This window comes from Streptomyces sp. NPDC093085 (assembly GCF_040683935.1).
Lineage (GTDB): Bacteria > Actinomycetota > Actinomycetes > Streptomycetales > Streptomycetaceae > Streptomyces.
The window spans coordinates 357545-375127 of the sequence record NZ_JBFBFB010000006.1 but is presented as its reverse complement, the minus strand read 5'-3'; the positions used below and the strand labels follow the sequence as shown (position 1 = coordinate 375127).

Here is a 17583-nt window from a genome sequence, read left to right as displayed (position 1 = left end):
CCGGCCCCACGCATCGTGGACGGCGCCATGGGGCCCGGCCGCCGCGCGACGGCCGGGCCCCACCGGCTCAGTTCCGCAAGTCGACGAGGAGGGGCGGCGCGTGCTCACCGTCCACCGTGCGCAGCGACAGGACCGCATGGCCGGCGGGCACGGAATGCGCCAGGTCCGAGGCCGACCAGCGCTCGCGCTCGACCTTCCGCACGGTTACCGCGTCCGTGGTCACCGCCTTGCCGGTGACCAGCTTGCGGAAGGCGTGGATGGCCCGGGTCAGCGGTTGGTCCGCGAAGACCGTGCGCTGGGTGACGTCTCGGGTCTCCACCCATTCCGTGCCCCATGCCTCCGCGAAGCGCTTGCCGTCCCAGGTGGTGATGCCGGAGAAGGCCATACGGCAGCCGACGGCTCCGAGCAGCGCGGTGTGCAGCGCCTCGGGTACGTCGTCGAGGGTGCGCAGCGTGAGCACCGCGCCCGCGTTCACGGACCGGAGGCGCTGTACGCCGCGCAGTGTCTCCGGGGTGAGGGTGCGCGTCGCGTCGTCCAGGACGAGGCAGGCGAAGAGCGACCGGTCGGCCCGCGTCGCGGCATTCGCCGCGAACTGGGCGAGGACGATCCTGGCCAGCATCCGTGACGCCTCCGCATGCCCACGCTCGGGCAGGTCGATCCGGACACGGAGCGGGTGCTCCAGGGTGCGGAGGGAGAACGGCCTGGTGCGGCCGTTGGTGTCGAAGAAGCCCGCGAAGGCGGGCCGGTCGAGCAGCGCCACCCGGTCGGCGAGAGCCCGCCCCGGGTCCCCGGGGGTCCCGGACTGCCGTTCGCGGGTGTCCAGCTCACGCCGCATGGCGGTCTGTCCCGCGGCGTCCAGGGCCTCGCGCAGCGCGACGAAGGCCGTCGGTTCACCGTCGAGCAGCTCCCGCAGCTCCGGTACGGCGGGGAGGCGGCCGTGCGCGGCACGGAACGGCCCCAGAAGCTGCGCGAGGGCCGTGGAGGCGCGCCGGGTGTCCGTGTCCGCGAGATCGCCTACGAGGCCCTCAGCGAGGGCGACAGCGGCCTCGTCGGGGTCGTTGGTGCCACCGTACAGGTCCAGGTCGTACACCGACTCGGGATCTCCGAGCCTGACGACGACGTCGTAGGCGCTGTCCGGCCCGAGTTGTGTGCCGGTGGCGCACACCGCGATGACGGCGGCCTGCCCGGCGAGCGCCTGGAGCGCCAGCGATTCGACGACGGGGCGCACCAGGGTGTGTGTCTTGCCGGCGCCGGGCGGGCCGACGGCGAGCAGCGAGGTGCCCAGCAGGACGGGGTCGAGTGCGAGCCCCGTACCGCGCCGCGGGTACGGATTGCGCTCTCCGTCGTGAACGGTGCCGAGCCTGACCTGCCGCACGAGCAGATCGTGCCGTGCGGCGCGCACGGGCAGATCCCGCTTGCCCGAGGGGTGGACACAGGCACCCGCTCCGTCGCCCCGTACGGCCTCGGCGAACGCCGTGAGGCGCGACGGATCGGCGCGTACGGAGTGCCAGGCGCGGCGGATCCTGGCGTAGTCGACATCGTTCATCCGCCCGTCCCGCACCTCGGAGGCGAGGCGCGCGGCGACGTCGCCCTGCCCCGCGGCCCGCAGCTCGGGCCACTCGGCGAAGTCGTCCTCGGGCTCGGGGGGCGGCGGGGCGGCTTCCTGGGCGGCGACGCCGGGGACCAGGCCGAAGACGCGGCGTACGAGTTCGGGCCAGCGGCCGAGGCGGCCGAAGAGGAAGGCGATCGCGCCGCCGATCACGACCACGATGTAGAACTGCGCGGCGCGTTCGCCGGTCTGCGTCCCGGGCCAGGAGTCGGGTGTGACCAGGAGGAGAGGCCAGAGCCAGAAGCTCCCCAGATAGCCGTTCGACACCAGTGACCAGAGCAGCAGACCCGCCAGAAACGAGATGAGCGCCCCGCTCACGAGCTGACGGAGCGGCGTCCGCTCCGGTTCCTCGGCGGGCCGGGCCCGGTGGCCGTACGCCCACGTACCGGGCGCGTCGCCGACCCGTGGGACGCGCAGCCACTCCGCCAGCGTCGGCCCGGAGCTCGGCGCGTGGCCCGGCGCGGGGGGCGGGACGGATTCGAGCGGCGCCGACGACGGCATCGGCGGGGGGGTGGCGGGCCGCTCGGGCGGTGGCCCCGCCGGGCGCGGCACAGGGTTGGCGCGTGTGCCCCGTGCGTCGTGCGTGCCGTCGCTGTCCATGTGAACTCCTGCCCCCTGCGCAGTCCGCCCTGCTGTACCCGCTCAATGTATTGCCACCACCGGGTGTTGGACGGGTGGCCACCTCCGAAGGTCTCACCCTCGGGGCGCCGACACCCACCCGTGCCCGCGCCGCGCGACGCGCCCCCGCGACGTGGCCCCGTACGGCGCGCCGCCATGCTGCTATGTCCGTCGCGGACAACGACACACCCTTCACCACTCCCGATCGGAGCATGCCCGCCTTGCTCTCCCGCCCCTAGCCTGCGGAGAAAGACCCGGAATACCCCCAGGAGCCCCGCATGACCGCCATTCCGCAGGAGCGCCGCGTCGTCACCGACATCCCCGGACCCAAGTCGCGTGAGCTACAGACCCGCCGTACGGCCGCGGTCGCGGCCGGGGTCGGGTCCGTACTGCCCGTCTTCGCCGCCCGCGCGGGCGGCGGCATCCTTGAGGACGTCGACGGCAACCGGCTGATCGACTTCGGTTCGGGCATCGCCGTGACCTCCGTCGGGGCCAGTGCCGAGGCCGTCGTACGCCGCGCCGCCGCCCAGCTCTCGGACTTCACCCACACCTGTTTCATGGTCACGCCGTACGAGGGGTACGTGGAGGTCTGTGAGCAGCTTGCCGCGTTGACGCCGGGCGACCACTCCAAGAAGTCAGCTCTGTTCAACTCGGGCGCCGAGGCGGTGGAGAACGCCGTCAAGATCGCCCGTGCGTACACCAAGCGCCAGGCGGTCGTCGTGTTCGACCACGGTTATCACGGCCGTACGAACCTCACCATGGCGCTGACCGCCAAGAACATGCCGTACAAGAACGGCTTCGGCCCGTTCGCGCCCGAGGTCTACCGCGTGCCGGTCGCGTACGGCTACCGGTGGCCGACCGGTGCCGAGAACTGCGGCGCCGAGGCCTCCGCCCAAGCCATCGACCAGATCAGCAAGCAGGTCGGCGCGGAGAACGTCGCCGCGATCATCATCGAGCCCGTGCTCGGCGAAGGCGGTTTCATCGAGCCGGCGAAGGGCTTCCTGCCCGCCCTCGCGCGGTTCGCCCGCGAGAACGGCATCGTGTTCGTGGCGGACGAGATCCAGTCGGGCTTCTGCCGCACCGGCCAGTGGTTCGCGTGCGAGGACGAGGGCGTCGTACCCGACCTGATCACCACCGCGAAGGGGATCGCGGGTGGCCTGCCGCTCGCCGCCGTCACCGGCCGCGCCGAGATCATGGACGCCGCGCACGCGGGCGGCCTGGGCGGTACGTACGGCGGGAACCCGGTGGCCTGCGCCGCCGCGCTCGGCTCCATCGAGACGATGCGGGAGTTGGACCTCAACGCGAAGGCACGCCGCATCGAGACGGTCATGAAGGGCCGCTTCTCGGCGCTGCGCGAGAAGTACGACGTCATCGGCGACGTCCGCGGGCGCGGCGCGATGATCGCCATCGAGCTCGTCAAGGACCGCGACACCAAGGAGCCGGACCCGCAGTCGACCGCGGCGCTCGCCAAGGCGTGCCACGCCGCGGGGCTGCTGGTCCTCACCTGTGGCACGTACGGCAACGTTCTGCGCTTCCTGCCTCCCCTGGTGATCGGCGAGGAACTGCTGAACGAGGGCCTGGACATCATCGAGACGGCACTCGCCGCTCTCTGAGCAGACCGGCGCACCGCAGCGCACCGTGGGCGCGTTCGGCAGCGCACTTCAAGGGCATGACGGCGCCACCACACGTGTCAGGGCCTGTGAAGAAGGTGTGCGGGGGCGATGGCGGGATGGGTTTCCCGCTGTCGGAGCCCCCGGCGCTGCCGTACGGTTTTGCCAGATGAGAGAAACACCCCGCTCACAGGGGACTGCGAAGCGACCTGTGGGCGACACCAATGCGGGGCATCCCCAGCGTCGCCTTGGTCGTGCCTTCGCGCACAGCACTGGAGCTTCTGGCTCTGGATCTCCTCACCGATCGGATGTCCGCTCGCCCCAAACCCCCCGGGGCGTGCGGTACACCGGTCCTGACGGCCGCCCCGGAACATCCCCCCCTGTTCCCGGGCGGCCGCCTCTTTTCGCTCCGCGCGTCTCGCGGCGCGCCGTCGCCAGCTTCGCCCTGTGTGCGGTCGCCTTCGCCCTGATGACCTGGCAGACGGCCTCGGACGGGCCACTGCGGGCCGCCGACGAGCGGCTCGGCCTTCTGCTCGCCGGCGAGGGCCCGGGGGCTCTGACGCAGCTTCTGGCCGATCTCGGAAGCATGGCGGTCGCCCTGCCCGTGCTCGCCCTCGCGCTGGGTGAGGCGCTCCGACGCGGCCAGCGCGTGCGACCGCTGGGCGCCGTCGTCGCGATGGCCGCCGTACCCGCCCTGGTCGTTCCGCTGAAGCTGTGGATCGACCGGCCGGGCCCGCTCACGGACGCGACCGGCTACTACCCGTCCGGGCACACTGCGACCGCGATGGTCGCGTACGGCAGCGCCGCGCTGCTTCTCGCCCCGTACCTGGGCCGGAGCAGGACGCTGCCCGTCGCCGCGCTGCTCACCCTGGCGACAGGTGTGGGCCTCGTACTGCATGGCTATCACTGGCCCCTGGATGTCCTCGGGAGCCTGGCACTGTGCGGCATGCTGCTTCTCCTGACGGAAGCGGCGATCAACGGCTTCTGTTCACGTCAACTGGAACATGACGGTGAACGCCACCAAGGTCCCGGATCGCCTCACACCTGAGGCGATCCGGCGGGGCGCCCCGTACGGTGCTCCGTGGCCGTGCGCCGTCGGTCCGCGGCATCCCGTCGCTCCGCTGCCCATCACTCCGTACCGTCACCCTCCTAGCCACCTCCGCCCCCGCTCCCGCGCGCCATCCCTGCCGCCGCCTCGTGCATCGCGAGCTCCAGGAGCGCCGCGTCGGTGAGAGTCCCCGCACCGTCCGGTGGGATCAGCCAACGCACCCCGCCGCTCGCCCGCCCCGGGTGCGGAACGACGATCCAGGTGCCCCGACCTGCGCCCCGTACCCCGGTACCGATCCAGCGCGCGGCTGTCCCCGGTGGCACGAAGAACCCCATCCGCGCGTCACCGAAATCGGCGAGTACCGGGCCCGGGCGGTCCACCAGCCGGGCCAGCACATCGAGCGTCGGATACCCGAGTTCGCCCGGCAGGATCAGTACGTCCCAGCGCTTGCCCGCCGGAAGGAGAGTCACACTGTTCGGGCTGCGTTCCCATTCCCACCGACAGGCGTCGGGATCCGGTGCCACCGATACCAGCCAGTCCACCGCGCTTTTCGCCCCCGCGCCAGCCATCCGCCTGGCCTCCCATCCGTGTTGTTGGACAGTCCGTCCAACAAAGGAGAAGGCGGCAGATCCGGTATATGACGCGGGTTCGCTTCACCATCTTGCGGTGATCTGGCTCACGGGCTCCGAAGGAAGCGCGGGACGGGGCGCCGTACGAGGCCGCATCGACCGCCCCGCTCCACGCATGGCCAAAGCTCGCGTCCACCAACTGCGGGGACAGCGGAAGAAATAAGCAGCGGGCTGGAGACACACCCGGGATGGTGCTCCGCATGGCGACGCCCCGCCGGTCCCCCAGGGCCTGCCCAGGAAGGCCGGTGAGTCGACCTCAGCGCGGAGCGCGTCGCGGTCGAGAAGTTCAAGCCCCTTCAGCCCATTCTCCCCCGCTGCACGTGCCCCCTCGCGGCGCCCGTCGAACCGATAAGGCGCGGTAGCGACGTCAGTCCTACCTGCGCGTTCGAAGGTGCATTCGATGACATAGCGGGAGGCGCGGCGGCATTGATGGCTTCGAGGTTGCCCTCGTTGTTGCCCTCGCTCGACTTCTTAAGCATCCGCAGTTCGCCGGGCGAGTGGGCGAGCCTGCTGTCGAGGCCATGAGGGAGGAAGGCTGCTCAGAAGCCGCCTTGCGGCCCAAGTCGGCCCAGCCGACCTGGTGAATCCCGATCACCTCGATCAGAACTTACGTCGCGCTCCGCGGCGCGCTATCGGACGGCAAATGAGCTACCGCCGGGCTCCCCGCTGTTCAGGCGCTCGTAGCGCTCTTCCTCCGCCGGTTTCCGACGGTCTGGCCGATGACCACCGACACCACGGCCACGATGAACATCGCCGTCCCGATCACATTGATCTGCACCGGCGTGCCCCGCTGCGCCGAGCCCCAGACGTACATCGGGAAGGTGACGGCCGCCCCGGCGTTGAAGTTGGTGATGATGAAGTCATCGAACGAGAGGGCGAAGGCGAGCAGTGCTCCTGCGGCGATACCAGGCGCGGCGATGGGCAGTGTCACCCGTACGAAAGTCTGTACCGGCCCCGCGTAGAGGTCACGCGCCGCTTCTTCGAGGCTCGGATCCATCGACATCACGCGTGCCTTGACGGCGGTCACGACGAAGCTGAGGCAGAACATGATGTGCGCGATCAGGACAGTCCAGAAGCCGAGTCGCGCACCCAGGTTGAGGAAAAGCGTCAACAGCGATGCCGCCATCACCACTTCGGGCATGGCCATCGGAAGAAAGACCAACACATTGATCGCACCACGCGCCCGGAAACGGTAGCGGGCCAACGCAAAAGCGATCATGGTTCCCAGAACAGTCGCGCCGAGTGTCGCCAGGACGGCGATACGGAGCGAGAGCACCAGCGAGCCGCACAGGTCGGCGACGCCGCACGGATCCGCCCAGGCGTCGAGTGAGAAGCGCTGCCACGCGTAGTTGAAGCGACCGTTCGGCTTGTTGAACGAGAAGACCATCACCACGACATTGGGGACGATCAAGAAGCCGAGCGTCAGCGTCCCGGCCATAAGCACCAGATTGCGTCGTACCCAGCGCGCCGCCGCCCTGAGACCGCCCCGTGGTGCTCTGTTCGCCGGATTCATCGAACCAGCTCCTCCGTCCCGGCCCGACGGATGTAGATGGTCACCAGCAGGAGGACGGCGGCCATGAGGATGAACGAGAGTGCCGCGGCCGTCGGGTAGTCGAGGACCCGCAGGAACTGCGTCTGGATGACGCTTCCGACCATCTTGGTGTCGGTCGAACCGAGCAGTTCGGCGTTGACGTAGTCACCGCTCGCGGGGATGAAGGTGAGCAGTGTGCCGGCGACGACGCCCGGTGTGGAGAGCGGGAACGTCACCTTGCGGAAGACTGTCACCGGTCTGGCGTAGAGATCGGCCGCCGCCTCGTGGAGTCGGCCATCGATGCGTTCAAGCGACGCGTAGAGCGGCAGGATCATAAAAGGAAGGAAGTTGTACGTCAGCCCACAGACCACTGCCATGGGCGTCGCCAGGACACGGCTGCCCTCGGTCCAGCCGAGCCATCTGGTCACATCGAGGACATGCAGGGCGTCCAGGAGGCCGACGACGGTGCCACCGTCCGCGAGGATCGTCTTCCACGCGAGCGTACGGATCAGAAAGCTGGTGAAGGACGGCGCGATCACCAGAACCAGCAGCAGACCGCGCCGGCGCCCCGCCTTGAATGCGACGAGATAGGCCAGGGGGTAGCCGAGCAGCAGGCACAGGAGCGTCGCGGTTCCTGCGTACAGCAGGGAGCGGACGAACTGCGGGTAGTACTCCCGAAGCGCCTCCCCGTACGTCGCGAAGTGCCAGGTGACCTGGAAACCCTCCTCCAGGGAGCCGGTCTGTACGGACGTCGACGCCTGGTAGACCATCGGCAGCGCGAAGAAGACCAGCAGCCAGAGAACGCCGGGCAGAAGCAGCCCGTACGGAACGAGGTATTGCCGCGCGGCCGCCCCACGCCCGGCGCTCCCGGGTTCCGCACTGTCCGGCGCGGTGCGCGAGGGCGGCGCGGGCGCGGCGTACGGGGCCTCTGTGGCGGTCACACGCCCACCCCTCCGGCCCGACCCTCGCGGGCGGCCTCCAGGGCCGTACGAGCGCCTGCGACGCCGCCGTCCGGCGCCACGTGGACACCGTCGTCCCCCGTGGTGCCGGCCAGGAGCGACTGCGCGGCGTCCAGGCCGAAGGTGTGCGCCGGGCTCCAGTGCAGGACGACCTCGGTCCCCGGGGCCAGGCGCCTGTCGCGTTCGATGTTCTGCGCGTACACCTCCAGCCCGGGACAGACTGCACTGTCGATCACGTACTGCGTGGAGACGCCGATGAAGCTGGAGTGGACGATCCGGCCGGATATGCGGTTGCGCCCGTCCGGAATCGACGCGGCGTCGCCGGCGTGCGTCAGCGAGACCTTCTCAGGGCGTACGCCGACCAGGAGCCGGCCTCCGCGGGCGATCGGAGCGGCGCACTGCGCGCTCGGGAGCAGGAGCCGTACGGGGCCGGCCATGACCGCGACGTCGCCGCCCTGTGCGCCCGCCGTCTCGGTGATCTCCGCCGCTATGAGGTTCGACGTACCGAGGAAGTTGGCGACAAACGTGCTCCGCGGATTCTCGTAGAGCTCGGCGGGGGTGCCGAGCTGCTCGACGTTCCCCGCGTTCATCACCGCGACGGTGTCGGCCATCGTCATGGCCTCCTCCTGGTCGTGGGTGACATGGATGAAGGTGATCCCGACCTCGGTCTGGATGCGCTTCAGTTCACGTTGCATCTGGCGGCGCAGTCTGAGATCGAGGGCACCGAGCGGTTCGTCGAGGAGGAGTACGCGCGGATGGTTGATCAGGGCGCGGGCAACCGCGACGCGCTGCTGCTGACCGCCGGAGAGCTGGTGCGGCTTGCGCCGTGCGTGGTCACCGAGCTGAACGAGGTCGAGCATGTCGCCGACCTGACGGCGTACGGACCTGATGCCTCGACGTCGCAGTCCGAACGCGACGTTCTCGTAGACGTCCAGATGCGGGAAGAGGGCATAGCTCTGGAACACGGTGTTGACGGGACGCTTGTACGGGGGGAGCCCCGTAACGTCCCTGTCGCCCAGGAAGACCGTGCCATGGGTGGGTTCCTCCAGTCCGGCGATCATCCGCAAGGTGGTCGTCTTGCCACACCCCGAGGCACCGAGCAGGGCGAAGAAGGACCCTTGCGGCACAGTGAGATCGAGCGGCCCTACGGCGCGGACGGAGCCGTACGTCTTGCTGATCCCCACGAGGTGTACGGCTCCGCCATCCCGCCCGCCGGACGCGGTCTCTGGCTCTGTCATGCGTCCTGTCATAGGTCATGGTCCCGGTAATGAATGAGAGAGGTGATGTAGGGAGACGGCGCAGGTGGCGCGCACCGTACGGGGCGGACGACGCGAGGTTACGCGCCGATCAGCTTGGCGAACTTCTGCTCGTAGACCGTCTCCTCCTCGGCGCTGAGGGTACGGAAGGCACGCGACGCCGCAGCCATCGCCGCATCGGGGAGAATGAGCGGGTTGTCCGCCATCGACGGGGAAATTCTCGCCAGCTCCGCGCGGACTCCGTCGACCGGGCAGACATAGTTGATGTACGCGGCGAGCCGCGCGGCGATCGGCGGCCGATAGTAGTGGTCGATGAGTTGTTCCGCATTGGCCTTGTGCCGCGCCTGAGCGAGGACGAGCAGGTCGTCGCTGGCGAGCATGTAGCCGACCCGCGGGATCGCGAACCTGATGTCCGGATTGTCACTCTGGAGCTGCACAATGTCGCCCGCCCACGCGACGCACGCCGCGATATCGCCCTTGTCGAGATCCGCCGTGTAGTCGTTGCCTGTGAAACGGCGTATCTGCTTCCTGTCGACAGCCTTCTGGATCCGATCAAGCGCAGCGTCGAAGTCGTCGTCGGTGAAGTCCGCTGGGTTCTTGCCGAGGTCCAGGAGGGTCATGCCGACGGTGTCACGCATCTCGGAGAGCAATGCCACCCGTCCCTTGAGCTCCGGGTCGTCCAGGAGCTGGGAGACCGAGTCGACGGTGCGCCCACCGGTCGCCCTGGCGTTGTAGGCGATAACGGTCGGGATGCCGGTCCAGGGGTACGAGTAGGCGCGGCCCGGGTCCCAGTCGGGCGCGCGGAACGGCGCGGAGAGGTTGGCGAACGCGTTCGGAAGATGCGACGGGTCGAGTTTCTGCGCCCAGCCGAGCCTGATGATGCGGGCGGCCAGCCAGTCGGTGACACAGATGAGGTCACGCCCGGTGCCCCGACCGGCGGCGAGCTGTGGCCGGATCTTGCCGAAGAATTCGACATTGTCGTTGATATCAGCCGTGTAAGTGACAGCGATGCCGGTGCGCCGCGTGAACATCTCCAAGGTCGGATAGTGCTTCTCGTCTTCGCTGACGTCCATGTACTCGGTCCAGTTGGAGAAGACGACGCGGTTCTCCTTCGCCGAGTGATCGTGGGAAGCCACCCCCTCGCCCTCCCGTTTCGCGGGCGGAATGCCGCAGCCGCTCGTCGCGGCCGGCCCGCCGAGCATGAGGGCCCCGGCCCCGGTGGCGCGCAGCATCGAGCGGCGGCTCAGGGCACCTCTGCCGCCGGCCATAGTGCGCCGTATCGCCGCCCACTGTGCCGCAGAGAGGCGGTCGGGTCCGTACTGCTCCATCTGTTCCACGCACTGTGTCCTTCGGCTGTACGGCTGGCTGACGCTGGCCGACGTGGTGACTCGGCCGCCCCGCCGACGAGGCGGCCGAGTCACGGATCGGTGAGCAAGTCGGGGAGGGCTGTCAGTGGTGGCCGGCAGACTCGCCCCATGGGGATGAACACGAGGGTCACGCGGAGCTCCGCTCGTACCGCGGCCGATTTGGTGGAGCGTGTGAAGGGCGGCGAGCCGGTCAAGTACCTGCGCTTCTGGGGGCACACCCCACGGCGTGACGGCACGCTGAGCGCGAGCTGTCTGAGTCAGTGGTGGGCCTCACCGTTCACGGTCGACGGGGTCGGATACGCGACGGCCGAGCACTGGATGATGGCCGCCAAGGCGCGCCTGTTCGGGGACAAGGCGGCCGAGCACAGGGCCCTGGGCGCCCCGAATCCGGCGCTCGCCAAGAAAGCAGGCCGCTTGGTGCGCGGCTTCGACCAGGAAGTCTGGGAACGGGAACGGTACGGCATTGTGGTAGCGGGCAGCGTCCACAAGTTCGGCCAGGACGCCACCCTCCGCGGCTTTCTGCTGAACACGGGCGACAGGGTGCTCGTCGAGGCGAGCCCGATGGACCGGATCTGGGGCATCGGGCTCGCCGCCGACGACGAGCGAGCGGCTAACCCCACGCGCTGGCGCGGGCTCAACCTGTTGGGCTTCGCGCTGATGGAGGCACGCGACAGGCTCCGGGCGGACCAGAGGTAGGAGCCCGGTGGGGCCGGGTTTCTCGCGTCCACCATGCGGGCGGTTCAGCGGTGGGACAGGGCACCGACGACGAGCGAGGTGGCGAACGGATCGGTCCGGTTCGAGTCCAGTTCCTCGCCATTGGCGATCGCCCAGATCAGGAAGCCGAGGAAGGCGGCGCTGAGCAGCGTGCCGATCGCGCCGAGGATGATGCCCGCCAGGGCCATCCCGGCGTTGTTCGCCTCGCCGCGCTGGGCCCGGCCCCGCCCGACGAACCCGAAGATCAGCGCGAGGACGCCCAGCAGGATCCCGAGCCCCCAGAAGCAGAAGCTCACGACGGCGAGGATGCCGAGCACCAGCGCCGTGATCCCCATCCCGTTCGACTGCCCCTGTTGCCAGCCGGTCTGGCCGTACCCCTGGTACGGAGCGGCCGAGTAGCCGGGATAGCCGTATCCCGGCCCCGTACCGGCCCCGTACGGGGCACCGGGCTGCTGGGCCGCCCCGTAGCCGAACGGTCCCGGCGTGGGCCTCGCAGGGCCCCCTGGAGCGGTCGGTGGCGGCGGTACGGCTCCCCCGCCCGCCCCTGATCCCGTGGCCGGCCCCGAGGCGGCGCCGGCGGCCGGCATCCCGGTGACCGTCGGCTGGTTGTGCACCGACCCGTCGGACGGCGGCGACGGCGGCGCCGACGAGCTCTGTGGGGTGTGCGGCTGCTGTGCGAACGACTGCTTGTCCAGCGGTACGGGACGCTCTGGTGGCGCCCAGGGGTCGCGGGGCTCGTTGCCGCGCGACGGCTGCTCGCTCTGGTCTGACATGGGCCTCCCCCACTCGTAATCCGTCATGCTACGGCCTCCGCTCCGCACGGATCCGGCCCGGCCTACGATGATCCCTGCCCCGGAAACCGTCCGGCAGGCGCCCCTGGTGGCGCGCCCCGCCGTGGCCTCGTTCCGGGCATCCACGCCGGGGTCCCGCCCCGTACCGCTCCCCTCCCTGGAGGATCACGATGACCGATCCGAGCGCCTTCATCGCCGGTCTGCCCAAGGCTGAGTTGCACGTTCACCACGTCGGCTCGGCGTCGCCGCGCATCGTCGCCGAACTGGCGTCCCGGCACCCGGACTCCACGGTACCCAGCGACCCCGACGCCCTCGTCGACTTCTTCACCTTCACCGACTTCGCCCACTTCATCGACGTCTATCTCGCCGTCGTCGATCTGATCCGGACGCCGGAGGACGTGCGACTGCTGACCTTCGAGGTCGCGCGCGACATGGCCCGGCAGAACATCCGCTACGCGGAACTGACGGTCACCCCCTTCAGCTCGACCAGCCGCGGCATCGACGACCACGCCTTCATGGATGCCATAGAGGACGCGCGGAAGGCCGCGGAGACCGAACTGGGCGTCGTACTGCGCTGGATCTTCGACATCCCGGGAGAGGCGGGGCTGCGATCCGCGGAGGAGACGGCGCGCCTCGCGGTCGACCTGCGCCCCGAGGGGCTGGTGGGTTTCGGACTGGGCGGTCCCGAGATCGGGGTGCCGCGGCCTCAGTTCAAGCCGTACTTCGACCGGGCGATCGCGGCCGGGCTGCACTCCGTGCCGCACGCCGGGGAGACGACGGGGCCGGAGACGGTCTGGGACGCGCTGCGCGAACTGCGCGCCGAACGCATCGGTCACGGCACCAGCTCCGTCCAGGACCCGGAGCTGTTGGCCTACCTCGCCGAGCACCGCATCCCGCTGGAGGTGTGCCCTACGTCCAATATCGCCACCCGCGCCGTCGCCGACCTCGACGAGCACCCCATCAAGGCGATGGTCTCGGCGGGCGTGCTGGTGACGGTCAACAGTGACGACCCGCCCATGTTCGGTACGGACCTGAACAAGGAGTACGGGGTGGCGGCGCGGCTCCTCGGCCTGGACGAGCGGGGTATCGCGGACCTTGCGAAGAACGGGGTGGACGCGTCGTTCCTGGATCCGGCCGCCAAGAAGCGCCTCGCCGAGGAGATCGACACGTACACCACGCAGTGGCTCGCGCGCTGATCATGGCCGGTGGCGACAGTTCGGGTGGCCGCGTGGGCGGTACGGGGCGGGCGGTCGTCGCCGTGGGGCACCGCGGCGACCCGTACCGCCTCCGGGAGAACACCCTCGCGTCGCTCCGTTCCGCGCGGCTACGGGGCGCGAACGCGGTGGAGATCGACGTACGGCTCACCCGGGACGGCACGCCCGTCCTGCTCCACGACGCGTCGCTGGCACGGCTCTGGGGCGACGAGCGACGGCTCACCGAGGTGACATACGAGGAACTGCGCGAGCTGACGCGCGGCGAAGTACCTCCCCTGCGCGACGCGCTTCTGCCCCCACCGGGCGCGGCGTACGGCGCCGACGGGGCGGCCTGGGGTGAGGCGGGTGGCCGGCTCATGATCGACCTGCCCGGAGCCACCGCGGCGTCGGTGCGTACGGTCGTGGGCACTGTCCGCGAATGCGGCGCGCAGGACCGCGTGTACTACTGCGCGGGACCGGACGCGATGCTCGCCGTCCGCGCCGCCGACCCGCGCGCCGAGATCGCGATGACCTGGACGACGCTGGCGCCGCCGCGCCCCGCGCTGCTCGCCGCGGTGCGGCCGCGCTGGCTCAACTACCGCTTCGGACTCGTCAGCAGGGAACTAGCCGACCGCAACCACCGGGACGGATTGCTGGTATCCGCCTGGACGGTGGACACGCGGCGCAGCATGCGCAGGCTGATCGGGCGTGGTGTGGACTCGATCACCACGAACCGGATCGACGTGCTCTCCGACGTACTGCGCGGGACCCTCGACGCACCAGCTTCACAGGCGACGGACCCGCCGACCGCTCCCACGTCGCTCCGGTGACAACTCCTTGGCCGGCGACCTACACGGCGGGCTTCCGCCGATCGGCCAGAACGCGACGTGCGACGGTGTGGGAGAGCACGGTGGCCGCGGCGGCCAGACCCAGCCCTGCCGCCACGTCGCGCGCCCTGCTCTGCCTGAGGACGCCCGCACGGCGCAGCCGTGTCCGTGCCCAGAGGGTGAACGGAACGACGAGCAGCGGCGACGTGACGGACCCCGGCGTGTAGCCGCGTACGGCTACGGCCTGGGCGATGTGGACGACCCCGTGCAGGCCGAACCCGTCCAACGCCCCCTGATAGAAGCCGGACCGCCCGCCGGTACGCCGCCCCGCCACGGCCGCGGCGGCGACGACGGCGCCCATCATCCCGACGGCGACGGCGAACTCGCGCTCGTCCACCGCCTCCATGGCGCGCCACAGCCGCTCCGGAGCGGCCGGGACGCGTGTGCGCAGGGCAGGCAGGTTCTCCCGGATCCACCCGGGCCCCGTGGCCAACTCCTCCGCATCGTGCGCCACCCATGCGGCGAGGAGCCCCAGAGTGACGGCGGCGCTGACATCACTGTCGTTGTTGTCGCCGTTCATTGACGTCAGTCTGCCGCAAGGGCGCCTGCCGGCGTAGCGGTCCACCGCGCGTTTCCCACGCACCGTACGGGGCGGCGAACGACGCACCGTACGCCGCGCATTACGGTGCGTCCGGACACCGGTGCACGAGAACACGCACAAGACGGACACCGGTGCACGAGGACACGTACAAGACGCACCAAGGGGTGTACGAGGCGGAAAGCACCGCGCCCCGCAGACCGCTCCCCCATACGTCCTCCGCCGCCCCGTACGGCGCCCCGCTTCTGCGCGAGCCTTAGCCGTCCAGCGACGTCATCACATGCTTGACGCGGGTGTAGTCGTCGAAGCCGTACGCCGAGAGGTCCTTGCCGTACCCCGACTTCTTGAAGCCTCCGTGCGGCATCTCCGCGACCAGCGGAATGTGCGTGTTGATCCATACGCAGCCGAAGTCCAGGGCCTTCGACATCCGCATGGCCCGTGCGTGGTCCTTCGTCCATACGGAAGACGCGAGCGCGTACTGGACGCCGTTGGCGTACTCCAGTGCCTGCGCCTCGTCCGTGAAGGACTGGACGGTGATGACAGGGCCGAAGACCTCGTTCTGAATGATCTCGTCGTCCTGCTTGAGGCCCGAGACGACGGTCGGGGCGTAGAAGTAACCCTTGTCGCCGACCCGGTGCCCGCCTGCCTCGACCCGTGCGTGCGCCGGCAGACGCTCGATAAAGCCGGAGACCTGCTGGAGTTGCTGAGCGTTGTTGAGCGGCCCGTAGAGCACGTCCTCGTCGTCCGGAGCGCCCGTCTTCGTGTCCGCCGCCGCCTTCGCGAGCGCGGTGACGAACTCGTCGTGGATCGATTCGTGGACCAGAACGCGCGTCGCCGCCGTACAGTCCTGCCCCGCGTTGAAGTACCCCGCCACCGCGATGTCCTCGACGGCCTTCGCCAGGTCGACATCCTCGAAGACCACGACCGGCGCCTTGCCGCCCAGTTCCAGGTGGACCCGCTTGACGTCCTTGGCCGCTGACTCGGCGACCTGCATGCCCGCCCGAACGGAGCCGGTGATGGAGGCCATCGCGGGCGTCGGGTGCTCGACCATGGCACGTCCTGTGTCACGGTCACCACAGATGACGTTGAAGACACCCTTGGGGACGATCCCGCCGATGATCTCGGCGATCAGCACTGTCGAGGCGGGGGTGGTGTCCGACGGCTTGAGCACCACCGTGTTGCCCGCGGCGAGCGCCGGGGCGAACTTCCACACCGCCATCATCATCGGATAGTTCCAGGGCGCGACCTGGGCGCAGACACCGACCGGCTCACGTCGGACGATGGAGGTGAAACCGTCCATGTACTCCCCGGCCGACCGGCCTTCGAGCATCCGGGCGGCACCCGCGAAGAAGCGGATCTGGTCCACCATCGGAGGGATCTCTTCGGTACGGGTCAGTCCGATCGGCTTACCGGTGTTCTGGGACTCCGCGGCGATGAGGTCCTCCGCGCGCTCCTCGAAGGCGTCCGCGATCCTCAGGAGCGCCTTCTGCCGCTCGGCAGGGGTGGTGTCCCGCCACGCCGGGAACGCCGCGGCAGCGGCGTCCATCGCGGCGTCGACATCGGCCTTCCCCGAGAGCGGGGACATGGCGTACGCGTCGCCCGTGGCCGGGTCGACCACCTCGATGGTCCGCCCGTCAGCGGCGTCCCGGAACTCCCCGTTGATGTAGTTGCGCAGCCGACGCAGTTCGGTGGTCACTGCCACCCCTCCCTGCCAGATGTCCGATGGGTGAGACACCTACCCTAGTCACTCGGTCGACGCTTTCGACAGATCCGACCCTCCAGAACTTCGAATTCCGCACTTTAGAGTCACAAGAACAACGAATTTCATCGTTTCAGAGTTGCGATACGGACAGTCCCGGTGCACAGTGAAACTTGTGGCCACTCGTAACACAGACTCCTCGCCGCCCCTCGACCCCGTATCGCTCGCGATCATCGAACAGCTCCAGCAGGACGGACGCCGCCCGTACGCAGCGATCGGCAAGTCCGTCGGCCTCTCCGAGGCCGCTGTACGCCAGCGCGTCCAGAAACTGCTCGACCAGGGCGTGATGCGAATCGTCGCCGTCACCGACCCGCTCACCGTCGGCCTGCGGCGACAGGCCATGGTCGGCATCAACGTCGAGGGCGACGCGGAGACAGTCGCGGACTCGGTCTCCGAGATGGCCGAGTGCGAGTACGTGGTGATGACGACGGGCTCCTTCGACCTGTTGGTGGAGATCCTCTGCGAGGACGACGACCATCTGCTGGAAGTGATCAACAAGCAGATCCGCGCACTGCCCGGCGTGCGCTCCACCGAGAGCTTCGTCCACCTCAAGTCGAAGAAGCAGAGCTGCATGTGGGGAACCCGATAGCCCTTCATCGCCAGGGGTGGCTGCGAGCCGTGGAGACCTATGGAAGCTTGCCAGGGGGACGCCCCGGAGACGCTCGGCCACTGGGGCGCCAACCGGATCGAGCAGCAGATTCTCTTCGAACGCGAGAGCCCGAACCAGCATGTGCTCGACAATGAGGGCACGTACTTCGAGACCCGCGGAAGCTGACCGACCTGCCCACCGTGGGCGACGTCCGCGCGTTTCGTGCTGAGTGGGCGCCTGCGGCCCGTACGGACCCGGCCGCACCCCCTGTGGGGCCCTCCCCGCGACTCCCGGGCTCGTACAACACCCTGTAAGCCCCTTGCGCCCCCTTTCGGGTGATATAGGGCGGCACCTGGGCCTGTGCTGTCCGCCCTTCCCGCTCCGAAAACCTAGCGTGCCCTATGACCGATCGTCGCCGCCCCCGTTCCATCGGACGAGGTCCGCCGGGCGAGGGGATGGCCAGGGGAAGCGCCCAGGCGCCCCCA

At 69.6% G+C, this 17583-nt stretch carries 16 protein-coding genes; 7 read left to right on the top strand and 9 right to left on the bottom strand.

From position 1 onward, the window contains the following. Window positions 1–67: 67 nt before the first annotated feature. Window positions 68–2209, bottom strand: coding sequence for an ATP-binding protein (locus AB0O07_RS20425; RefSeq protein WP_365635129.1), 2142 nt, complete (start codon window positions 2207–2209; stop codon window positions 68–70). A 296-nt stretch (window positions 2210–2505) separates the two neighbouring features. On the opposite strand from AB0O07_RS20425, the gene gabT reads away from it, so the two are divergent. Together gabT and AB0O07_RS20415 are read left to right on the top strand one after the other, a co-directional pair. Next, entirely contained in the window at window positions 2506–3840 is a 1335-nt protein-coding gene (gene gabT, locus AB0O07_RS20420; RefSeq protein ID WP_365635127.1) for a 4-aminobutyrate--2-oxoglutarate transaminase, read from the top strand. Window positions 3841–4006: 166 nt separating this feature from the next. Continuing rightward, window positions 4007–4885, top strand: coding sequence for a phosphatase PAP2 family protein (locus AB0O07_RS20415; RefSeq protein WP_365635124.1), 879 nt, complete (start codon window positions 4007–4009; stop codon window positions 4883–4885). 101 nt (window positions 4886–4986) lie between these two features. On the opposite strand, the gene AB0O07_RS20410 is transcribed toward AB0O07_RS20415, so the two are convergent. The 5 genes from AB0O07_RS20410 to AB0O07_RS20390 form a co-directional block, all read right to left on the bottom strand. Further along, window positions 4987–5454, bottom strand: coding sequence for a hypothetical protein (locus AB0O07_RS20410; protein WP_365635121.1), 468 nt, complete (start codon window positions 5452–5454; stop codon window positions 4987–4989). 730 nt (window positions 5455–6184) lie between these two features. Continuing rightward, complete coding sequence (locus AB0O07_RS20405; RefSeq protein WP_365635118.1) at window positions 6185–7027, bottom strand: ABC transporter permease; 843 nt, start codon at window positions 7025–7027, stop codon at window positions 6185–6187. After that, complete coding sequence (locus AB0O07_RS20400; protein WP_365635115.1) at window positions 7024–7986, bottom strand: ABC transporter permease; 963 nt, start codon at window positions 7984–7986, stop codon at window positions 7024–7026. Before AB0O07_RS20400 ends, AB0O07_RS20405 begins: the two co-directional genes overlap by 4 nt. After that, window positions 7983–9242 (bottom strand): ABC transporter ATP-binding protein, encoded by a 1260-nt coding sequence (locus tag AB0O07_RS20395; RefSeq protein WP_365635112.1) that lies wholly within the window; start codon window positions 9240–9242, stop codon window positions 7983–7985. The genes AB0O07_RS20400 and AB0O07_RS20395 overlap by 4 nt, the downstream gene beginning before the upstream one ends. A 98-nt stretch (window positions 9243–9340) precedes the next feature. Beyond that, the gene (locus AB0O07_RS20390) at window positions 9341–10588 is read right to left on the bottom strand and encodes a spermidine/putrescine ABC transporter substrate-binding protein (RefSeq protein WP_365635323.1); all 1248 of its coding nucleotides are present in this window, start codon (window positions 10586–10588) and stop codon (window positions 9341–9343) included. 147 nt (window positions 10589–10735) lie between these two features. Here AB0O07_RS20390 and AB0O07_RS20385 point away from each other — a divergent pair, with 147 nt between their 5' ends. Further along, the gene (locus AB0O07_RS20385) at window positions 10736–11323 is read left to right on the top strand and encodes an NADAR family protein (RefSeq protein ID WP_365635109.1); all 588 of its coding nucleotides are present in this window, start codon (window positions 10736–10738) and stop codon (window positions 11321–11323) included. A 44-nt stretch (window positions 11324–11367) separates the two neighbouring features. Here AB0O07_RS20385 and AB0O07_RS20380 read toward each other — a convergent pair whose 3' ends face one another. Continuing rightward, window positions 11368–12114 carry a DUF4190 domain-containing protein gene (locus AB0O07_RS20380; protein WP_365635106.1) on the bottom strand — a complete coding sequence of 249 codons (747 nt, stop codon included), beginning with the start codon at window positions 12112–12114 and terminating at the stop codon, window positions 11368–11370. Window positions 12115–12302: 188 nt separating this feature from the next. Between AB0O07_RS20380 and AB0O07_RS20375 the strand changes: the two genes are divergently transcribed. Together AB0O07_RS20375 and AB0O07_RS20370 are read left to right on the top strand one after the other, a co-directional pair. Then, complete coding sequence (locus tag AB0O07_RS20375; RefSeq protein WP_365635103.1) at window positions 12303–13328, top strand: adenosine deaminase; 1026 nt, start codon at window positions 12303–12305, stop codon at window positions 13326–13328. Between the two features lie 2 nt (window positions 13329–13330). After that, a complete protein-coding gene (locus AB0O07_RS20370; RefSeq protein ID WP_365635321.1) occupies window positions 13331–14155 on the top strand; it encodes a glycerophosphodiester phosphodiesterase in 825 nt (274 codons plus the stop codon). Window positions 14156–14174: 19 nt separating this feature from the next. On the opposite strand, the gene AB0O07_RS20365 is transcribed toward AB0O07_RS20370, so the two are convergent. Beyond that, window positions 14175–14732 carry an HXXEE domain-containing protein gene (locus AB0O07_RS20365; RefSeq protein WP_365635101.1) on the bottom strand — a complete coding sequence of 186 codons (558 nt, stop codon included), beginning with the start codon at window positions 14730–14732 and terminating at the stop codon, window positions 14175–14177. A gap of 274 nt (window positions 14733–15006) precedes the next feature. Next, on the bottom strand, window positions 15007–16446 hold the full coding sequence (locus tag AB0O07_RS20360; protein ID WP_365635098.1) for a gamma-aminobutyraldehyde dehydrogenase: 1440 nt from the start codon (window positions 16444–16446) through the stop codon (window positions 15007–15009). Window positions 16447–16615: 169 nt separating this feature from the next. Between AB0O07_RS20360 and AB0O07_RS20355 the strand changes: the two genes are divergently transcribed. Then, window positions 16616–17098, top strand: coding sequence for an Lrp/AsnC family transcriptional regulator (locus AB0O07_RS20355; RefSeq protein WP_365635095.1), 483 nt, complete (start codon window positions 16616–16618; stop codon window positions 17096–17098). 39 nt (window positions 17099–17137) lie between these two features. Continuing rightward, window positions 17138–17284, top strand: a complete 147-nt coding sequence (locus AB0O07_RS20350; protein ID WP_365635093.1) for a hypothetical protein — start codon at window positions 17138–17140, stop codon at window positions 17282–17284. The last annotated feature ends 299 nt before the right edge of the window (window positions 17285–17583 follow it).